Genomic DNA, 18,690 nt, shown 5'->3' with positions numbered 1-18,690 from the left:
GACCTCAGCCATCGGCCGACGCGGACCTCAGCCATCGGCCGACGCGGCCTCCAGGGTGCCCTGCACGTCGACGAAGCCCTTCCGCACCGGGACCAGCGTGCCGTCCCTGACCTGCTGGAAGGTCACCGTCGTGTTGACCAGCCGCGGATGGTCGCGGACGGCCAGCATGTCGTCGTAGCCCCAGCTCAGTTGCGGCGTCAGACCGCCGGTGTCCACCGGCGGCATGGTCTCCATGGCGCGCTGCACCGTCCTGGCCGTGACCGCCCCGTCCACGTGCTCCAGCGCGGCCCGCAGCACGGTGTACGCGATCCACGTCGTCTGGACGCCCGGGTCGGCCGGGTCGATCCGGTTGTCGCCGAAGGCGTGTTCGCGGACGACGCTCTTCATCTGCGCCCAGCGCGGGTCGGAGGGGACCGGGTACCAGCCGGTGGCGTACGCGCCCTCCCACTGGCTCTCCGGGCCGCCCGTGCGGTCCACGAGCGACTGCTGCACGCTGCCGAGCACCGAGGCGATCCGCACCGGCGGGCCGTCCTGGCGCAGCCGCCGGAAGGAGTCGAAGAAGGTGTCGGTGCGTCCGCCGAGCACGGCCGTGACGCAGGCACCGCCGGCGCTCCCGGTCCGCCCGTCGGCCGCCAGGCCCACGCCGGCCAGCGCGCGCCCGGCGTGCCGGGTGTAGTCGGAGGCGTCCTCCGGGGCACGGATGTCCGCGGCCGGGCCGCGTCCGCCCGCCGCCAGGCCTGCGTTCAGCAGCTCGGGGAGCTGGTCGCCCGCGACGGTGTCGGGGCGGACGAGGGAGACCCGCGCGCAGTGGTCCGCGAGCTGGTGGCCGTTCCCGGCGAGCAGGGAGACCTGGCCGCCGTTGACGGGGTACGACAGCGGGCTGGTGAACTCCTCGTCCGCGATGCCGTATCCGCCGATGTAGGGGATGCCGGCGGACTCCAGGGCCGCCATGAACGTACGGCCGTGCTGGCTGTACGAGCCGACGACCGCGACCGCCCCCTCGGCGCGGGCGCGGTTGGCGCACCGGGCGGCGCTCACCGAATTGTTGTGGTCGTTGCAGGTGAGAACACGGAGCCTGCGGCCGTTGATGCCCCCGGTGGCGTTGACCCAGCGCGCATATGCCTCCGCCATGGCGGGCATGCCCGGCATGTTGGTGGCCTTGGTGTCCTGCGGGGCCCACGTCATCACGGTGACGGTGCCCTCGTCGGCCCTCGCGTCACCGGGCAGCATGCCGCAGCCGGTGAGCAGCGACGCACAGGCCCCCGCGGCGGCCGCGAGGGCGGTCATGGTCCTGGCGGAACGTTTGCGGCGCCATGCGGTCATGGGCCCACACGATTCCGCCCCGGCTGTAACGGACGAGTGATGAAGACCCAACCCAGAGCAACGGAGGGGTGAACAGAGGGGGGTCTGAAGATCGTTCCCGGGCGGAACGTACGATCGGTGACCGTGCACGATTCGGAGAGGTCTTCCCGCCGTGGCGGTCGTTCCAGCACCATGGACGGCATGCCGTGCAAAGACATGCCGTGGTGGCGCTGGCGCAGCAACGTGCGCTCCGCGCTGCACATGCTCTCCGACCCGGTGTTCCAGCGGGAGTGCTGGCTGGCGGGCCGCCCGGGGTACGGCGACGTGACGGATGCCGTCTACCGGTTGGTCGAGGACACCTGGCTGGACAACTGGTCCGCCGAGAAGTACATAGGCACGATCTTCCGCGACGCCCAGGAGGCCGCGCTCGTCGACGTCGCGGTGCTGCGCGTCCTGCGGATCATGCACCAGGTGGGGGCGGACGCCCCGGTGGCGGCGTACCTGGAGCACCCCGGCTGGCCGGAGGCGGTCCGCGCGGCGCGCGACGCCCACGTGCTGCTGGCCACGAACGACGGCGAGGACCCGGACGGGCCGCCCCACTCGCTCGACGTGCTGGCGATGATGTTGAGGGCGGCCTGATCACCCTTCCGGGTGTGCCAGGCTTGTGCACATGACCCAGCCGCAATCCGCCGCAGCGCCCGAGCAGTCCGAGCAGTACGTCCTGACGCTCTCCTGCCCGGACAAACAGGGCATCGTGCACGCCGTCTCCAGTTACCTCTTCATGACCGGCTGCAACATCGAGGACAGCCAGCAGTTCGGGGACCGCGACACCGGACTGTTCTTCATGCGGGTGCACTTCAGCGCCGGGGCGCCGGTGACCCTGGAGAAGCTGCGGGCGAGCTTCGCGGCGGTGGGCGACTCCTTCCAGATGGACTGGCAGATCCACCGCGCCGACGAGAAGATGCGCGTGATCCTGATGGTCAGCAGGTTCGGCCACTGCCTGAACGACCTGCTGTTCCGCACGCGCATCGGCGCGCTGCCGATCGAGATCGCGGCCGTGGTCTCCAACCACACGGACTTCGAGGAGCTGGTCTCCTCCTACAACATCCCCTTCCACCACATCCCGGTCACCAAGGACACCAAGCCGGAGGCGGAGGCGCGCCTGCTGCGGCTCGTGCGGGACGAGGGCGTGGAACTGGTGGTGCTGGCCCGCTACATGCAGGTCCTCTCGGACGACCTGTGCAAGGAGCTGTCGGGCCGGATCATCAACATCCACCACTCGTTCCTGCCGAGCTTCAAGGGCGCCCGGCCGTACCACCAGGCCCACGCGCGCGGCGTGAAGCTGATCGGCGCCACGGCGCACTACGTCACCGCCGAACTGGACGAGGGGCCGATCATCGAGCAGGAGGTGGAACGCGTGGGGCACGAGGTCACGCCCGAGCAGCTCGTGGCGATCGGCCGCGACGTGGAGTGCCAGGCGCTGGCCCGCGCGGTGAAGTGGCACAGCGAGCACCGCGTCCTGCTCAACGGCCGGCGCACGGTGGTCTTCGCCTGAGCCTCCCCGCCCGACCGGACCCCGGCCGGGCGGGCTACATGCGCGAGAGGGACGCCGTGGCCCACAGGGCGTCGCGGATCGCCTCGCGGTCGCCCTCCTGGCCCGCGGCCGCCTCCTGGGGCGGTACGTGCCCCGCCGCCAGGTGGCAGAACTCCGTGTCCTCCAGCGCCAGGCGGGCGACCGTCCGCTCCGGGGTGCCGACGGCGGCCGGGGAGTCCAGGGGGATGTACCAGTCGCCGCCGCCGCGGCCCTCGACCTCCAGGTGGAGGGTGCGGCCCGGCGAGCCCGCCGCCGTCAGGCGGCGCGGCGGGGCGGCCAGTCCGGCGCGGCGGCGGTCCGCGAGGGCCACGGGCAGGCGCCGGGCGGCCAGGTCGACCATGCGGGCGAGGTGTTCGGGCGCGGGCGGCTCGTACGGGTAGTCGATCGCCGCCGCGATGTCCTCCGCGTGGATCCAGCACGCGAACGCCCGGCCGACCAGCGCGTCGCGCACCGGCCGCCGGAACTCGACGAAGTCCACCGGCAGACCGGCCGCCTCCGGCGCCCCGAGGCCCACCGCGCGGACGATGTCCCGGGTCTGGGTCCGCCACCTGTCCCGGACGAACGGCGGCCCGTGCCGCCGGCAGCGCTCGATCGCCGCCTCCGTGCGGTCGCCCATGGTGCGCGGGGCGCCGGGGCCGAGCGGATCGGCCAGGCCGAGCGCGGTGGCCACGATGCCGTCCACCGAGCCGAGGTGGGCGAGGACCCCGCACAGCGACAGCGTCCGCTCGCCCGTCGCCCAGCGCAGCCGCACCGGGGTGTTCCACTCGGCGTCGCCCATGTCGCCCAGCAGCGCGTCGAGCCGCGCGGTCTCCGCGTCGTACGGCGCCGCCCAGCGCGGCAGGGGCAGGGCGGCCGGCCGGCGGCTCAGGCACTCCTCCAGCACCCGGGAGCGCAGCAGCGGGTCGAGGTCGAGGGTCTCCTCGCGGTGCATCAGCTCCACGGCCTCGCGCAGCCGCACCGCCTCGTCGGCGCAGGCCGCGCAGTCGGCCAGGTGCGCCTCGACGGCGGCGGTCTCCTCGGGCGAGCAGACGGCCAGTGCCCACACGCCGAGCAGCGACTTGAGGGTGAAGTGGTCGGGGCGGCCGTGCCGGTGCGGACCGCTCCCGGCATCCGGAGGTTCGCCGTCCGCGGGGCCGCCGTCCACCGGAGCGCCGTCCACCGGGTCGCCGCCGGCGGAGGGGGCGTCCGCCCCGGCCGGCAGGTCGTCGGCGGCCGGGCGCGGCAGCGGTATGCGCGGGACGTCCCCGCCGCGGCCGCCGCCGGACCACCGGTTTCCGGGACGGCTCACGAGGCCCTCCCGGTGCCGGGCTCCGCGACCGTGCGCGCCACGGCCGTGGACAGCATCTGCAGCACGAGCCGCAGCCGCCGCCGCGCCTCGTCCGCGCTCACGCCCAACTCGGCGGCCGCCGCGCGGTAGTCCCGGCGCCGGACGTACGCCAGCTCCAGTGCGGTCCGCAGCGGTCCGGGCATGGCGGTGACCATCCGGTCCGCGCGGGCGGCGGCGGACGCCGTGCGGAGCCGCTCCTCGAACCGCGCGTAGGACTCCTCGCCGCGGATGCGCTCGCGCAGGTGCCGCTCGGCCCGCCGGTGGGTGAGTTCGGTGAGCCACGAGCGGAGGGAGCCCCGCGCCGGCTCGTACGCCAGGGGGTGCTCCCACGCCTCGGCGAAGACCTCGCCCGTGACCCGTTCCGCGGCCTCCTCGTCGGCCAGGAAGCGGAGGGCGAGGCCGTGCACCAGCGGGGCGTGCCGGTCGTACAGCTCGCCCAGGGCGGACTCCTCGCCCCGCACCAGCCGCCTGCGCATCGCGCGGTCTCCCTGAGGCTGTGTCTCGATCGGTGCCTGGTTCGGCGTCTCGTCCGGCATTCCCACCCCCAGCCCTCTCGCTCATCTCGAATGTAATGGCAGTGGCTGACAAGATGCCTCTCTTTACGGCAATCTGCCCACCGGAGTGGTAGCGCATGGTGGCAGCACCATCACTTTGTGCGCCTTCCTGAGGATGGTCGGGTTCGTTCCTGTCCGAATCCGGTGCCGCGTTACGCGGGTGTGACCGGAAGTGGGGCGAGGTGGAGACCTGTTTCGGCATAGGGTCGTGCTCTATACCTGGTCGGACGGGGATCGGCAGCACTGCCGAGGCGGGGGAGAGTGCGGGAAGGGACTGTTCCGCTCGGTGTCGGCGACGGATGAAGGGACTTCGGACACGTGTCGTTGAAGGTGATCGAGGAGGAGCGGGGGGAGTGGGCCGTCCTGCGGGTGTCGGGCGAGCTGGACCTCGTCACCTCCCCGGCGGTCCGTCAGCATGTGCACGACGCCGTGGCCGACGGCCGCCGCAGCCTCGTGCTCGACCTGTCGCAGGTGCTGTTCTGCGACTCCAGCGGCGTCGGCGTCCTCATAGCCTCGCGCCGCCTGATGCGCTCGTGCGCGGGGCGCCTGCGGCTGATCCTCCCCGCCCAGGGCGCGGTGGAGGGCTCCCACGTCAACCGCGTGCTCACCGCTCTCGGCGTCCGGCGGCTCTTCGACTGCTACCCGGACCTCGCCGCCGCCACGGACGACGCCGCGAGCCCCCTCAGCGCCTGACGGCCGGCCGCGGTCCGGTTCCGGTCGACTGACGCCCGGTCAGGAGCCGTTTCCCCGGCGCTTTCCCGCCGGGCCCTCCGTACGCCGCGGACCACCGGTGCGCCGGCGACCGCCGGCCGTCGCGCGGGGCGCCGCCCCACGGGCCGCGACCTTGGCGACCGGGCTCGGGTGTTCGACTCGCCGCCCCGGGCGTCGCACAGTATGCGGTGTCGCTAATCCTTTGCGCCGGAATATGCCCGAAGCGCTTGTTGCCGTATCACGGGTCCTTCAGGCTGTCCTGCACCGGGGGAACGGACGGTGGCCGCGCGCCGAAGCGCGGCCATGTGCTCCCGGGCATGGGTGGTGTGAAAGGTGCAGATGCTTCAGGTGCAGTTGGAGGTCGGAACCGATCCCAGGGAGGTGGGAAGGGCCCGCGAGTGGGCCCGGGCGCGGCTCGCCGGGTTCGGTGTGGAGGCGGACGACTCCCTGCTGGAGACGCTGGTCCTGCTGGTCTCCGAGCTGGTCACCAACGCCGTCGTCCACACCGGCCGCCCCGCCCTGCTGCGCATGGCCCTCTCCGGCTGCCTCGTGGCGGGCGGGGGGACCGTGCGGATCGAGGTCGTCGACACCGGAAGCAGTCCGCCGCGGCGGAGGCGGGCCGACGGCGACGACACCGGCGGCCGCGGTCTGGAGCTGGTCTGCGGGCTGGCCGACCGCTGGGGCTGGCGACAGGAGGGCACCGGCAAGCGCGTCTGGTGCGAGCTGGACCGGGGCCGCGACGCCCGGGCGGCGGGCGCGGGCGCCGCGGACACCGGGAGGTCCGGATCTGCTGAAACGCTTCTGGACGCGGCCCGCGAACAATCGCGCACCCGGGCGCTCCGCGCCTGACGACCGGACAACTCCCCGTCTTTGGGCGGGTGTTGACGAAACAGTCCGTTTTGCTCACCCTTGGGATGAGCGGTCCCGTCGCGAGGGGACGCCGAAGCGCCCGTGGCGGCGCCTTGGCGAGTACGGGTCCGCGGTCCGGCGCCAGCCGCTCCGGCAGGAGGGGCAGGGCCTGAGCGCCGGAGCCGGGTGGCGGTCCGCCGTGCCGCGCTCGGGGTGCGCAGGGGCGCGCCGCCACCCGCCTCGCCGTTCCCCGCGGCCGTCACCGGTCGCCCGTCACCGGTCGGCGGTCGCGCGGAAGGTGCGGCGGTACGCGCTGGGGGACACGCCCACGGCCGCCTGGAAGTGCTGGCGGAACGAGGCCGCCGTACCGAAGCCCGCCTCCGCCGCCACCCGGTCCACCGGCAGGTCGCTGCTCTCCAGCAGGTGCCGGGCACGTTCGATCCGCTGCTGGGTGAGCCACCGCAGCGGGCTCATGCCGACCTCCTCGCGGAAGCGGCGGGTGAAGGTCCGCACGCTCATCGACTCCTTCTCGGCCAGTTCCCGCAGGGTGACGGGCCGGTGGAGGTGCCGCAGCGCCCACTCCCGGGCGGTCCCGGTGGTGTGGATCTGCGGCTCGGGCACGGGCCGCGGGACGAACTGCGCCTGGCCGCCGTCGCGGTGCGGCGGCACCAGGGAGCGGCGGGCCACGTCGTTGGCCACCGCCGCGCCGTGGTCCCTGCGGACGAGGTGCAGGCACATGTCGATGCCGGAGGCGACCCCGGCCGAGGTCAGGACGTCGCCCTCGTCCACGTACAGCACGTCCGGATCGACCTTCACGGCCGGGTGGAGCCGCTGGAGGTGGTCGCAGGAGGCCCAGTGCGTCGTCGCCCGGCGCCCGTCGAGCAGCCCGGCCGCGGCCAGCACGAAGGCGCCGGTGCAGATCGAGGCGATGCGGGTGCCGGGCCGGATGCGGGCGAACGCGTCCTCCTGAGCGGGCGTCAGGCGGCCCTCGGTGTGGGGCGCGTCGTCCTCGTGGGAGGCCGGGACGATCACGGTGTCGGCCTCGGCCAGCACCTCGGGACCGTGCTCGACGGTGACGGTGAAGTCGGCCTCGGTGCGCACCTGGCCGGGTTCGATGGCGCAGGTGACGACCTCGTACAGCGGCTCGCCCCCGTCCGACCGCGCCTTGCCCAGGATCCGGTGCGGGATGCCGAGTTCGATCGGCAGCAGGCCGTGGCGGACGAGGACGGCGACCCGGTGGCGCCCGGGGTGGCGGAAGGCCGTGCCGGTGCGGGATGCGGGAGGGGCGGCGGTCTCGGCGGGAGGAGTGGCCGGGGAGGCGGCGGTTTCGGCGGGGCTCATGGCCCGATCCTTGCACATCATGTCCTTCGGGCCACTCGTTCCGCTCCGCTCCGCGGACCAGGGTGGGGGCGTGACCCAGACACTGTCCCCGAAGAACGGGACGGGCGCCCTCCCCGTGCATCCCGTCCGTCGCCCCCCGCGCGTGCACCCCGCCTGGTACGTGGCCGCCGTCACCTTCGTGACCATCGTCGGCGCGGCGGCCTTCGCCTCCCTGCCGGGCCTGCTGATCGACCCGCTGCACGCGGAGTTCGGCTGGTCGCGCGGCACGATCGGCCTCGCCGTCTCCGTCAACCTCGCCCTCTACGGGCTGACCGCGCCCTTCGCCGCCGCCCTGATGGACCGCTTCGGCATCCGCCGCGTGGTGGTCTGCGCCCTCACCCTCATCGCCGCCGGGGCGGGCGCGGCCGTCCTGATGACCGAGCCCTGGCAGTTCGTGCTGAGCTGGGGCGTGGCCGTCGGCCTGGGCAGCGGCTCGATGGCGCTGGCGTTCTCCGCGACGGTCACCAACCGCTGGTTCGTCGCCCGCCGCGGCCTGGTCACCGGTCTCCTCACCGCGGCGGGCGCCTCCGGCCAGCTCGTCTTCCTGCCGCTGCTGTCCTGGATCGTGGACCGCCACGACTGGCGGCCCGCCGCGCTGACCGTCGCCCTGGCGGCGCTCGTGGTCGTGCCGTTCGTCTGGCTGCTGCTGCGCGACCACCCGGCCGACGTGGGCCTGCCGCCGTACGGGGCGAAGGAGTTCGTGCCCAGACCGGCGCCGGTGTCCGGCGCCGCGTCCCGCGCCGTGCGCGTCCTGCGGGACGCGGCGGGAACCGGCCCCTTCTGGCTGCTCGCGGGTACCTTCGCCATCTGCGGGGCCTCCACCAACGGCCTGATCAAGACCCACTTCGTGCCCGCCGCCCACGACCACGGCATGCAGATCACGGCCGCCGCCTCCCTGCTGGCCGTCATCGGCGTCTTCGACATCGCGGGCACGGTGGCCTCCGGCTGGCTCACCGACCGCTTCGACTCCCGCCGGCTGCTGGCCGTCTACTACGCGCTGCGCGGTGTGGCGCTGATGTTCCTGCCGCTGCTGCTGGCGCCGGACGTCCGCCCGCCGATGATCTTCTTCATCGTCTTCTACGGCCTGGACTGGGTGGCCACCGTCCCGCCCACCATCGCCCTGTGCCGCGAGCACTACGGCGAGGACGGCGCGATCGTCTTCGGCTGGGTGCTGGCCTCCCACCAGGTCGGCGCCGGAGCCGTCGCCGTCGTCGGCGGCATGGCCCGCGACGCCTTCGGCTCCTACGACCTGGTGTGGGTGGCCTCCGGCGCCCTGTGCGCGATGGCGGCCCTGATGGCCCTGGTGATCCGCAGGCGCTCGGAGACCCCGGGGAGCCCGGAAGCCCCGGAGACCCCGGTGGCCGCCACGGCGTGAGGCGGGCGCCCGGCCGGCCTCAGCCGGCCGTCGTACGGGCGATGGACCGGGCGATCCTCCGCGCGTCGATGGCCAGTTCGCGGAGCATGCCGCTGATGGGGTTGGTGAAGCCGGTGAAGTACAGCCCCGGCGCCTCGGGCAGGGTGTGGCGCCCCCCGACGCGGGGCAGCCCGCGCTCGTCCAGCACGCCGAGGTGGCCGACCAGCTCCTCCAGTCCGCGCCGGTAGCCGGTGGCCGCTATGACGACGTCCGGGGTGATCGTGCTGCCGTCGGCGAGGGCGACCCTCGGCCCGTCGAAGGACTCCACGGCCGCCACCGGCTCTATCAGGCGCTTGCGCACCGCCTTGACGAAGCCCGTGTCCTGGACCGGGATCGCGCCCTGCCGCACCCGCGAGTACAGCCCGGTCCTCGGGCGCGGCAGGCCGTACGCCGCCAGGTCGGGGACGGCCACCCTGGCCATGCCCCGGGCCATGCCGTCCACCAGGCGCGTCGGCAGCCGCCGCACCGCGATGCCGCCGGCCTGGGCGGGCCAGCCCAGCGTGGAGCGGCGCACGATGTGCGGCGGGGTGCGGACCGCGAGCCGCACCCGGGCCGCGCCGCCCCGGGCGAGGTCCAGGGCTATCTCCGTGCCCGTGTTGCCGGTGCCGACGACCAGCACGTCCCGGCCCTGGTACGGCCGCGGGTTGCGGTACTCGCGGGCGTGCAGCAGCTCGCCCCGGTAGGAGTCGCGGCCCGGCCAGTCGGGCACGCGCGGGGTGTGGTTGTAGCCGGTGGCCACCACGACCACCGGGGCGGGCAGCAGCCGCCCGCCGTTCGCCCGCAGCAGCCAGCCGCCGGAACCGCCGTCGGCCCGGTCGATCCGGCTGACCTCCACGCCCGTGGCCACCTCCAGCTCGTGGTGGCGGGCGTACTCCTCCAGGTAGCGCACCAGGTCGTCCCGGGCCACCCAGCGCCCGTACGAGCGGGGGATCGGCAGCCCGGGCAGCGCGGACCAGCGGCGCGTGGTGTGCAGGCGCAGCCGGTCGTAGTGGCCGCGCCAGGAGGCCCCGACGGCGTCCGACCTCTCCAGCACGAGGGAACGGATGCCGTGCTCCCGCAGCGCCGCCGCGGTGGCCAGTCCCCCCGGCCCTCCTCCGATGACGTGCACGGGTCTGCTGCTGTCGGACATGGGCATGGCGATGAGCTTAGACCCGTTCCCGCCCCCCGCGCGCCCGGCGCCCGGCCCCGGCCCGGCAACGCCCCCGCCGGACCGGAACCCGCGCCGACGCCGCGTCACATGGGCGCCACCCGCGCGTCACATGGGCAGGGACAGCAGGCGCACCGGGCCGGGCGGCCAGTGGGCCCCCTCGCGCAGCGGTGTCCACATGCAGCGCAGCGGCATGACCGCCGGCCCGCCGGGCTGCTCGACGAGGACCTCCCGCTCCAGCACCCGCCAGCCGAGCCGCTCGTACAGCGGAACCCGGTCCGGCAGGCAGAAGAGGAGGCCGAACCGGGGGCCCATGCCGCGGGCGTGCTCCACGGCGGCCGTGACGACCGCCCGCGCCAGCCCGCGCCCCCGCAGGTCCGGCGCGACGATCACGCCGCCGAGGCCCACCGCGTCGGTGCGGACGCCGCCGACCGACACCGGCACCGTCACCAGGCCCGCGTGCGCGACCAGGCGTCCGTCGCGGCGGATGCCGAAGTGCTCGTCCTTGGACCGCCACTCCAGGGGCAGTTCCGCGATGCCGAAGGGGTCGTCGGCGTTCCCGGACAGCTCGTCCAGATCGGCCCGGGTGAACTCCGGCAGGCGTACCACCGGAAGCGGTTCGGCGGGGCGGCGGTCGTCACTCGTGTCTGTCGTCCTCACCTTCTCTTCTGTGCTCAGCGACCGCGTCCGGCATGCCGCACCGGTGCCGGACTGGCCGACACGGCGCCACCCGGCCCGCCCGCACAGGCCGTCAAAGGGAGGATTACCGCCCGAACCGCCGTCATGATCCGGACAGTCGCCCGGCATGACCGCGCGGACGTGCGGGCGGCCGGAGGCCGCCGGGGCCGCCAGACCCCGGCGGCCCCCGCCCGTGGTGCGGGGAGACACCGCCGTTCGCACCGCTCGCGGGGCGGCTCCCGCACCCCGCTTCCTCCCCCGTGCGCCCGGTGCCCCGAGCGTGGGACCGACGCTCTGGAGCCCGGACACACAGGGTCGTCGCCACCGGGCCTCCGCGCTTGCGCGGCACCCGGTGAGACCGGACGGATGCCGGGCCGTGGTCGATGGCACGGAGGTGGTGGCACACCGCCCGCCGGCCGGGGTTGCGAGCCGGCCGCCGGGCGGGCCGTGCGTCCGTTCTACCCCAGGACGCGGACGGCTGGTGACACCTGTGGGACAGCGGCACTAAGGTGCCGCGCCATGAGGCGTGACGCGGGCGGGGCAGCGGCGGCGGACGAGCCGCGGCCCGACGCCCTGACGGCCCATCTGTCCGCGCTCGGCGTGGACGACGAGGCCGTCGCCCTGTACGTGGCGCTGCTGACGGGCGGGACCGCGCCCCCGGTGTCCCCCGGCGCGCGGCGCACCCTGCTCGCGCTCGGCCTGGCGGCCGAGGTGCCGGACACCGGCGGGCGGGACGGCGGCTCGGGCGCGGCGGCCGGGCTGGTCCCCGTACCGCCCGCCTCCGCGCTGGAACTGCTGACCCGGCGGGAGGCGCTGCGGCTGGAGGAGGCCCGCTCGGCGGTGACGCGCGCGTACGAGCGGTACCGGCGCCGTACGCCGTCGGCCGTGGGCGACACGGTCGCCGAGGAGGTGACCGGGGACGACATGGAGCGGGTGCTGGGCGAGGCGCTCGGCGGGGCGCGGCAGGAGGTGCTGCGGTTCGACTCGCCGCCGTACTTCTGGGACATCGAGCGCGGCGCCAAGGACGAGACGGCGCAGCTCCGCCGCGGCGTGCGCTACCGGGTGGTGTACACCCGGGCCTCGCTCGCCCACCCCGGCTACCTCACCGAGAACGTCCAGCCGTGCCTGGACGCGGGCGAGGAGGCGCGCGTGGTGTCCGGGCTGCCGGTGAAGCTGATGGTCGTGGACGACCGGGTCGGCTTCGTGTCCATGTCCATCGCGGACGTGGACGTCAGCCGCAGCCTGCTGGTGGTGCGGCCGAGCGCGCTGCTGGCCGCGCTGCGGGCGCTGTTCGAGGCGTACTGGGAGCGGGCCCTGCCCATCCACCCCGAGAGCGGGACCGCGGCGGGCGGGGTGCGGCCCGGCCCGGTCGAGCGGCGCATCCTGGCGATGCTCGTGGCCGGGGTGCCCGACAGCCAGATCATCCGCGAACTGGGCGTCAGCCGCCGTACGTTCTTCCGCCGCATGGAGCTGCTGATGGCGCAGGCCGGTGCGGGCAGCCGTTTCCAGCTCGCCCTCCAGGCGCAGCGCCGGGGCTGGCTGTGAGCCGCGCCCCGGCCGTGCACGGTGTGCACGGGTGTGCCATGGCACCCCAGTGCCCCGCGGGCGCCGGTCATGGACTACAACCGTGAGCACTCTCCCAGCGGAACCCCATCGAAGAGAGACTCACACGGTGAAGAGACCCAGAAGACCCCGCATAGCCATGGGCGCCGCCGCGGCGGCGCTCGCCCTCACCGGCACCACCGCCGCCACCGCGGGGGCCGCGGCCCCCGGCCCCGAGCCCGCGCCGCTGGGCGTGGTCCGGGGCGCCGAGGCGCCGAACGCACTGGACGGCGAGTACATCGTGGTGCTGAAGGACTCCGGCGCCGCCGCCCGTACGCTCCGGGCGCCGGCGGGCGTGAAGGAGAAGGCGGAGGAGCTGACCGACGCCTTCGGCGGCCGGGCGGAGCGCACGTACGCCTCGGCCCTCAAGGGCTTCTCGCTGAAGGCCACCGAGCGGCAGGCCCGGCGCCTGGCCGCCCACCCGGAGGTCGCGTACGTCGAGGCCAACCGCGTCGAGCGGGGCGACGGCCTGCTGGACGTGCAGGTCGGCGCCACCTGGGGCCTGGACCGGATCGACCAGCGCGACCTGCCGCTGGACGCGAGCTACACGTACGACACCACGGCGTCGAACGTCACCGCGTACATCGTGGACTCCGGCATCAACATCAGCCACGAGGAGTTCGGCGGGCGCGCCTCGTACGGCTACAACTTCGTGGACGGCAACCGGACGGCCGAGGACTGCCACGGGCACGGCACGCACGTGGCGGGCACCGTGGGCGGCGGGACCCACGGCGTGGCCAAGGGGGTGGACCTGGTCGCGGTGAAGGTGCTCAACTGCGAGAACTCCGGCACCACGGAGGGCGTGCTGGCCGGGTACGACTGGGTCGTCAAGAACGCCGTCAAGCCCGCCGTCGTCAACGTCAGCATCGGCGGCAGCGCGAGCGACGCCAAGGACGCGGCGGTGCGCGCCATGGTCCGGGCGGGGCTCACCGTCGCGGTCTCGGCGGGCAACAAGGCCGTCGAGGCGTGTGAGCAGTCGCCCGCCCGGGAGCCGTCCGTGATCACGGTCGCCTCGACGGCCCGGGACGACTCGCGGCCGAGCTGGTCCAACTACGGCTCCTGTGTTGACGTGTTCGCGCCAGGGGCGTCCATCCTCTCGGCCGGGATCGAGTCGGACACGGCGACGAGGACGATGAGCGGCACGTCGATGTCGGCGCCGCACGTGACGGGCGCCGCGGCGCTCTACGTCTCGGAGCACCCGACCGCCACTCCCGCGCAGGTGACCAAGGCGCTGCTGGACGCGGCGACCGCCGGCCGGGTGACGGACGCGGGGACGGGCTCGCCGAACCGGCTGCTCCACAGCCGCTTCTGAGTCTCCGGGGCCTTCGGGGATCTTCCCGCGGGCCGTCCCGGGTGCCCCGGACGACCGGTGACAGGAGCCGGTCGTCCGGGGCGCCGGACGGCGGGGGCGGCGGGAACGGCGGGGAGGGAACTGAGGCCGACAGGCAAGTGACAGGAACTGACAGGAATAACGGAACGGGTGCGGCCACGGCCGGGGCGGGGCGGCGGCCTACCTGGTGGGCTTGCGGCCCGTGACGCCCAGGTAGAGGAGGTAGGCGAGGTTCGGCCTGAGGTCCGCCCGCTTGGCTCCCCAGCTCTGCACGCTCTTCTGCTGCCCGGCCACCGCGGCGAGCATCGCCACCAGGGAGCCGGCGACGGCGGCCGGGCTGATGCCCCGGTCGGCCCGGCCCCTGGCCTGGAGCTGCTCGATGGACTCGGCCAGCGGACCCACGACGCTGTTCAGGACCTTCGCGCGGATCTTGGAGAACCGCTTGTCGCCCTCCGCCGCGCCCAGGTCCACCACGCGCAGGATCGCGTCGTTCTTCTGCCAGAAGGAGAGGAAGCCGTCCACCAGCTCCTCCGCCGCCTGCCAGCCGGCCTTCCCGGCCCAGGAGCGTCCGGTGGCCAGGTCGGCGAGGGAGGCGCCCTCCTTCGCCATCCCCTCGGCCAGCTCCAGGACGGCGCCCTCCACGTCCGGGAAGTACTGGTAGAAGGTGGCGGGGGAGGTCCCCGCGCGCCGCGCCACGTCGATGACCCTGACGTCGCGGTACGGCGACGAGCTGAGCATCTCGTCGAGGCAGGTGAGCAGTTTCTGCCGCGTCTCCTGACCGCGACGCCCGGCCACCCGACCGTCAACAGTTCGTACTTGTCCTGTCATGTCGTCAGCTTACCGAGGGATGATCGGCCCGCGATTCGACCGACCCCAAATGGGGTGATCCCCTGCACACGAGGTGATCCGCGGATAGCGTTCCCGTATCGGGACAGGACAGCACGGAAGGAGCGGACGATGACCGCCGCCGGCACCGCCTTCACCGAGGGCACGCCCTGCTGGACCGACGCGATGCTGCCCGACCTGGAGGCGGGCAAGCGCTTCTACGGCGAGCTGTTCGGCTGGACGTACGGTGATCCGGCGCCGCCCGAGCAGGGCTCCTACACCCTGGCCCGCCTCGACGGCGAACGGGTGGCCGGGCTCGCGCGCAAGCCGGACGGCCGGCTGCCGACGGTCTGGACGGTCTACTTCGCGACGCCCGACGCCGCGGCGACCGCCGAGCGCATCCGCGCGGCGGGCGGACAGCTCGTCACGGAACCGCTCCCCATGGGCGGGGCCGGGATCGCGGCGACCGCCGTCGACCCGGGCGGCGCGGCCTTCGGCCTGTGGCAGCCGGGCACGCTGACCGGCTTCGAGGCGCTGCGCAGGCCCGGCGCATACGTGTGGACCGAGGTCTTCACCCGGGAGAAGAGGGCCGTGGACGCCTTCTACGCGGAGGTCTTCGGCTACGGCATGTACCCGGCCGGCCACGGAGGCGGTGCGGGCGGCGGGGAGACCGCGGCGGCCCCGGGAGAGGCGGGGACGCCGGAGGCGACCGGGACTGCCGGGGTTCGCGGGGAGTCCGAGGTTCCCGGGGAGTTCGGGGCGCCCGGGGTGACCGGGACCTCCGGGGCGGGGGACACCGGGGCCGGCGAGGAGCCCCCGGACGTCATGGTCTGGGTCCCGGCCGGGCAGCCGGCCGACGACGAGCACGCCATCGGCGACCGTGCCATGATCGACGACACGTACCCGGTGGAGATGCCCGCCCACTTCCTCGTCTACTTCGCGGTCGCCGACTGCGACGCCGCGGCCCGTACGACCGCGCGCCTGGGCGGCCGGGTGGCGGAGGAACCCCGGGACACGCCCTTCGGCCGCTACGCCGTCCTCGTGGACGACCAGGGGGCGCGCTTCGGGGTCCTCGACACGTCCGCGGCCTCCTGAGGAGCGCGGCGGACGCGGCGGCGACCCCCGCCGGACCCGGATCGGGCGACTCACCGCCCCCGGGTTCGCAACCACGGGCTCCGCCAGGAAGAATCGCAGTCGGACCGCGGGACGACCGGTACGGCGGTGGGAAGCTGCACGGGGCGGCATGGGTTGGCCCCTACGGGGAGGTGGCAGGCAAGTGGTGGAGCAGCTGACGCAGCACGATCCGCGGCGGATTGGCCCGTTCGAGGTGCTCGGCCGGCTCGGTGCCGGGGGGATGGGGCTGGTCTACCTCGCCCGTTCGGCGTCCGGGCGGCGCGTGGCGATCAAGACGGTGCGCACCGAACTCGCCGAGGACCAGCTCTTCCGCGTCCGCTTCACCCGGGAGGTGGAGGCGGCCCGCGCGGTCAGCGGCTTCTACACCGCCGCCGTCGTGGACGCCGACCCGCGCGCCGCGGTGCCGTGGCTGGCCACCGCGTACGTGCCCGCGCCGTCCCTGGAGGAGATAGTCAACGAGTGCGGGCCGCTCCCGGTGCAGGCCGTCCGCTGGCTGGCCGCCGGAGTCGCCGAGGCGCTCCAGTCCATCCACGGGGCGGGCCTGGTCCACCGCGACCTGAAGCCCTCCAACGTGCTGGTGGTGGAGGACGGCCCGCGGGTGATCGACTTCGGCATCGCCTCCGGGGTGTCCAACACCCGGCTGACGATGACCAACGTGGCCGTCGGCACCCCCTCCTACATGTCGCCCGAGCAGGCGCGGGACTCCCGCAGCGTGACGGGCGCCAGCGACGTCTTCTCCCTCGGCTCCACCTTGGTGTTCGCCGCCACCGGCCATCCGCCCTTCCACGGCGCGAACCCGGTCGAGACCGTCTTCATGCTGCTGCGCGAGAGCCCGGACCTGGAAGGGCTGCCGGAGGAGCTGAGACCGCTCATCGAGGCGTGCATGCGGCCGGAGCCCGAGCAGCGGCCCACCCCGGCGGACCTCCAGGCCCAGCTCGCCCCGCACCTGTTCTCCTCGGGCGGCGACGACAGCGGTACGGCGTCGGCGTGGCTGCCGGCCGGTGCGGTGGCGCTGATCGAGCGCCACCGGGGCGGCCGGTCGCGGCCCGTGCGCCCTCCCGCACCGGAGCCGCAGCCGCGGCACGAGCCCCGTCCGGAGCCCCGGCACCGGGCACCGGAACCCGCACCCGCTCCTGCACCCGCCGCTGCCGCCGCTGCCGCCGCGCCCGCCGGGCCCGGCGCCGACTGGCGGCCGCCGGCCGCCGACCCGCGCGGCGGGGGAGCGTCCGCCGCGGTCGTGGCCGCGCCGCCCCGGAGCGCCCCCGTACCTCCGCCGCCCCCGCACGCCCCCGCCCCGGTCCCCCAGCCCGCTCCCCACGACGGGCCGGTGCGGCTGCCGGGCGTCCAGGTGCCGATCGGGCCCGGTCCGCGGCGGGTGCTGGGCCGGGAACCCGAGATCGGCGGCGGTGCGTCGTGGGTGCTGCGCGCGCCGGGCCTCCAGGGCGACACCGGTGGTGCGGGCGCCGCCCCCGGCCCCGGCATCGCCCCCGGCCCCGGTCCCGGCACCGGTCCCGGCACCGGGGGTGCCGGGCGGCTCGGCGCCACCGTGACCCGCACCCCGTCCCCGGGCGACACCGCCGCGCCGCCGCGCTGGCGGCCGTGGCGGTTCCGGATGTCGAACGACGTGTGGGGCACGCCCGTCGTCGCGGACGGCCTGCTGTACGTCACCTCCTTCGAGGTCCACGCGCTGGACGTGGCGACCGGGCGGCGGCAGTTCAAGACCCGCGAGGTGGCGTGGTCGATGGCGGTCAGCGGCGGACGCATCCACGCCTCCGACGGCCCCGGTCTGTACGCGCTGAGCGCCAGGGACGGCTCCGAGCACTGGCGGCAGGCGGCGGACGGCTGGGTGTACGCGCTCCGGGCCGACCGCGGCACGGTCGTCACGGGCACCCGGGGCGGCGGCGTCCAGGCGTGGGAGGCCGCGACCGGCGAGCGGCTGTGGGAGCTGTCCGGCGCGCAGACCGACTTCGAGACCCCCGAGGCGGGCCCGGTGATCAAGGCGGGCACGGTCTACGTGTGGGGTGACGGACGGCTGTACGCGCTGGACGCGCGCACGGGCTCCGAGCGGTGGTCGTACCCGGTCGGGGACTCCTCGATGACCGGCGGCGTTCCGGTGCGGCTGCTGCCCGCCGACGACGGCGTGGTGTACGTGAGCGCGGGCTCGCGCGTCTTCGCGCTGGACGCGGCCGGCGGCGCGGAGCGGTGGCGCTTCGACGCGCCCGCCGCGTTCCTGTGCCCGCCCGCCTTCGTGCCGGGCGCGGCGATCGCGGGCGGCGGCGTCTACCTGGCGGACTACCTGGGCACCGTCTACGCGCTGGACGCGGTCAACGGCCACGACCGCTGGCGGATCGCCACGGAGTCGCGCCAGTCCACCGAGCCGGTGGTGGTGGCCGACGGCCTGGTCCACCTGGGCAGCGGCAGCGCGCTCTACACGCTGGACGCGGTCAGCGGCACCCCGCGCTGGCGCTTCGCCACGGGCGGCGAGGTGGTGGGCGCCCCGGTGGTGGCGGACGGCCGCGTCCACTTCGGCTCGGCGGACCACTGCCTGTACACGCTGGACGCGGTCGGGGGCCGGCTCCGCTGGAAGCTCGCCACGGAGGGCGAGATCACCGGCTCCCCGGTCGTGGCGGGCGGCGCGGTCTACGCATGCAGCCGGGACCGCTGCGTCTACGCGCTGGACGCGGTCTACGGCACCGGGCAGGACCGCTCCTGACGGTCCGTCGAACGGGCTCCGGTGGCCGGGGTTCCACGGGGCTGGTGGAGAGTCGGGGCGCTCGCGACAGGAACGCGAGCAGGCGCACGCCGTGCGCCGCCGGGGGATCCCGGACGCATCGGGGGGCCTG

Annotated in this window: 16 protein-coding genes; 9 read left to right on the top strand and 7 right to left on the bottom strand. The window is 74.9% G+C overall.

Annotation, left to right across the window (positions count from 1 at the left end):
- Positions 1 to 27 precede the first annotated feature (27 nt).
- On the bottom strand, positions 28 to 1,323 hold the full coding sequence (locus VE546_RS26040; protein ID WP_324926509.1) for an ABC transporter substrate-binding protein: 1,296 nt from the start codon (positions 1,321 to 1,323) through the stop codon (positions 28 to 30).
- Between the two features lie 117 nt (positions 1,324 to 1,440).
- Between VE546_RS26040 and VE546_RS26035 the strand changes: the two genes are divergently transcribed.
- Positions 1,441 to 1,941, top strand: a complete 501-nt coding sequence (locus VE546_RS26035; RefSeq protein WP_414720590.1) for an SCO4402 family protein — start codon at positions 1,441 to 1,443, stop codon at positions 1,939 to 1,941.
- A gap of 31 nt (positions 1,942 to 1,972) precedes the next feature.
- Complete coding sequence (gene purU, locus VE546_RS26030) at positions 1,973 to 2,857, top strand: formyltetrahydrofolate deformylase (protein ID WP_324926507.1); 885 nt, start codon at positions 1,973 to 1,975, stop codon at positions 2,855 to 2,857.
- 34 nt (positions 2,858 to 2,891) lie between these two features.
- Here purU and VE546_RS26025 read toward each other — a convergent pair whose 3' ends face one another.
- Positions 2,892 to 4,184 (bottom strand): maleylpyruvate isomerase family mycothiol-dependent enzyme, encoded by a 1,293-nt coding sequence (locus VE546_RS26025; RefSeq protein WP_324926505.1) that lies wholly within the window; start codon positions 4,182 to 4,184, stop codon positions 2,892 to 2,894.
- Complete coding sequence (locus VE546_RS26020; protein WP_324926503.1) at positions 4,181 to 4,699, bottom strand: sigma-70 family RNA polymerase sigma factor; 519 nt, start codon at positions 4,697 to 4,699, stop codon at positions 4,181 to 4,183. Before VE546_RS26020 ends, VE546_RS26025 begins: the two co-directional genes overlap by 4 nt.
- Before the next feature lie 396 nt (positions 4,700 to 5,095).
- Here VE546_RS26020 and VE546_RS26015 point away from each other — a divergent pair, with 396 nt between their 5' ends.
- A complete protein-coding gene (locus tag VE546_RS26015) occupies positions 5,096 to 5,470 on the top strand; it encodes an STAS domain-containing protein (protein ID WP_324926502.1) in 375 nt (124 codons plus the stop codon).
- Between the two features lie 351 nt (positions 5,471 to 5,821).
- Entirely contained in the window at positions 5,822 to 6,337 is a 516-nt protein-coding gene (locus VE546_RS26010; protein ID WP_324926500.1) for an ATP-binding protein, read from the top strand.
- A 273-nt stretch (positions 6,338 to 6,610) separates the two neighbouring features.
- Here VE546_RS26010 and VE546_RS26005 read toward each other — a convergent pair whose 3' ends face one another.
- Entirely contained in the window at positions 6,611 to 7,678 is a 1,068-nt protein-coding gene (locus tag VE546_RS26005) for a GlxA family transcriptional regulator (protein ID WP_324926498.1), read from the bottom strand.
- 19 nt (positions 7,679 to 7,697) lie between these two features.
- On the opposite strand from VE546_RS26005, the gene VE546_RS26000 reads away from it, so the two are divergent.
- On the top strand, positions 7,698 to 9,092 hold the full coding sequence (locus VE546_RS26000) for an MFS transporter (protein WP_324926496.1): 1,395 nt from the start codon (positions 7,698 to 7,700) through the stop codon (positions 9,090 to 9,092).
- 19 nt (positions 9,093 to 9,111) lie between these two features.
- On the opposite strand, the gene VE546_RS25995 is transcribed toward VE546_RS26000, so the two are convergent.
- Both VE546_RS25995 and VE546_RS25990 read right to left on the bottom strand, forming a co-directional pair.
- Positions 9,112 to 10,260: an NAD(P)/FAD-dependent oxidoreductase gene (locus VE546_RS25995; RefSeq protein ID WP_324926583.1), complete on the bottom strand. Its 1,149-nt coding sequence runs from the start codon at positions 10,258 to 10,260 to the stop codon at positions 9,112 to 9,114.
- A 126-nt stretch (positions 10,261 to 10,386) separates the two neighbouring features.
- Positions 10,387 to 10,938 (bottom strand): GNAT family N-acetyltransferase, encoded by a 552-nt coding sequence (locus VE546_RS25990; protein WP_324926494.1) that lies wholly within the window; start codon positions 10,936 to 10,938, stop codon positions 10,387 to 10,389.
- Between the two features lie 537 nt (positions 10,939 to 11,475).
- On the opposite strand from VE546_RS25990, the gene VE546_RS25985 reads away from it, so the two are divergent.
- Both VE546_RS25985 and VE546_RS25980 read left to right on the top strand, forming a co-directional pair.
- Positions 11,476 to 12,501 (top strand): LuxR family transcriptional regulator, encoded by a 1,026-nt coding sequence (locus VE546_RS25985; protein ID WP_324926492.1) that lies wholly within the window; start codon positions 11,476 to 11,478, stop codon positions 12,499 to 12,501.
- Positions 12,502 to 12,628: 127 nt separating this feature from the next.
- Entirely contained in the window at positions 12,629 to 13,870 is a 1,242-nt protein-coding gene (locus VE546_RS25980; protein ID WP_324926490.1) for a S8 family peptidase, read from the top strand.
- A gap of 198 nt (positions 13,871 to 14,068) precedes the next feature.
- Here VE546_RS25980 and VE546_RS25975 read toward each other — a convergent pair whose 3' ends face one another.
- Positions 14,069 to 14,716, bottom strand: coding sequence for a TetR family transcriptional regulator (locus VE546_RS25975; RefSeq protein WP_324926488.1), 648 nt, complete (start codon positions 14,714 to 14,716; stop codon positions 14,069 to 14,071).
- Positions 14,717 to 14,845: 129 nt separating this feature from the next.
- Between VE546_RS25975 and VE546_RS25970 the strand changes: the two genes are divergently transcribed.
- Both VE546_RS25970 and VE546_RS25965 read left to right on the top strand, forming a co-directional pair.
- Complete coding sequence (locus VE546_RS25970; protein WP_324926486.1) at positions 14,846 to 15,808, top strand: VOC family protein; 963 nt, start codon at positions 14,846 to 14,848, stop codon at positions 15,806 to 15,808.
- A 181-nt stretch (positions 15,809 to 15,989) separates the two neighbouring features.
- Positions 15,990 to 18,560 carry a PQQ-binding-like beta-propeller repeat protein gene (locus VE546_RS25965; protein ID WP_324926484.1) on the top strand — a complete coding sequence of 857 codons (2,571 nt, stop codon included), beginning with the start codon at positions 15,990 to 15,992 and terminating at the stop codon, positions 18,558 to 18,560.
- The last annotated feature ends 130 nt before the right edge of the window (positions 18,561 to 18,690 follow it).

Origin of the sequence: Streptomyces sp., assembly GCF_035644915.1 — a bacterium.
Classification (GTDB): domain Bacteria; phylum Actinomycetota; class Actinomycetes; order Streptomycetales; family Streptomycetaceae; genus Streptomyces.
The sequence above is the reverse complement of the archived record's forward strand: the minus strand, read 5'-3'. Positions and strand labels throughout refer to the sequence as shown.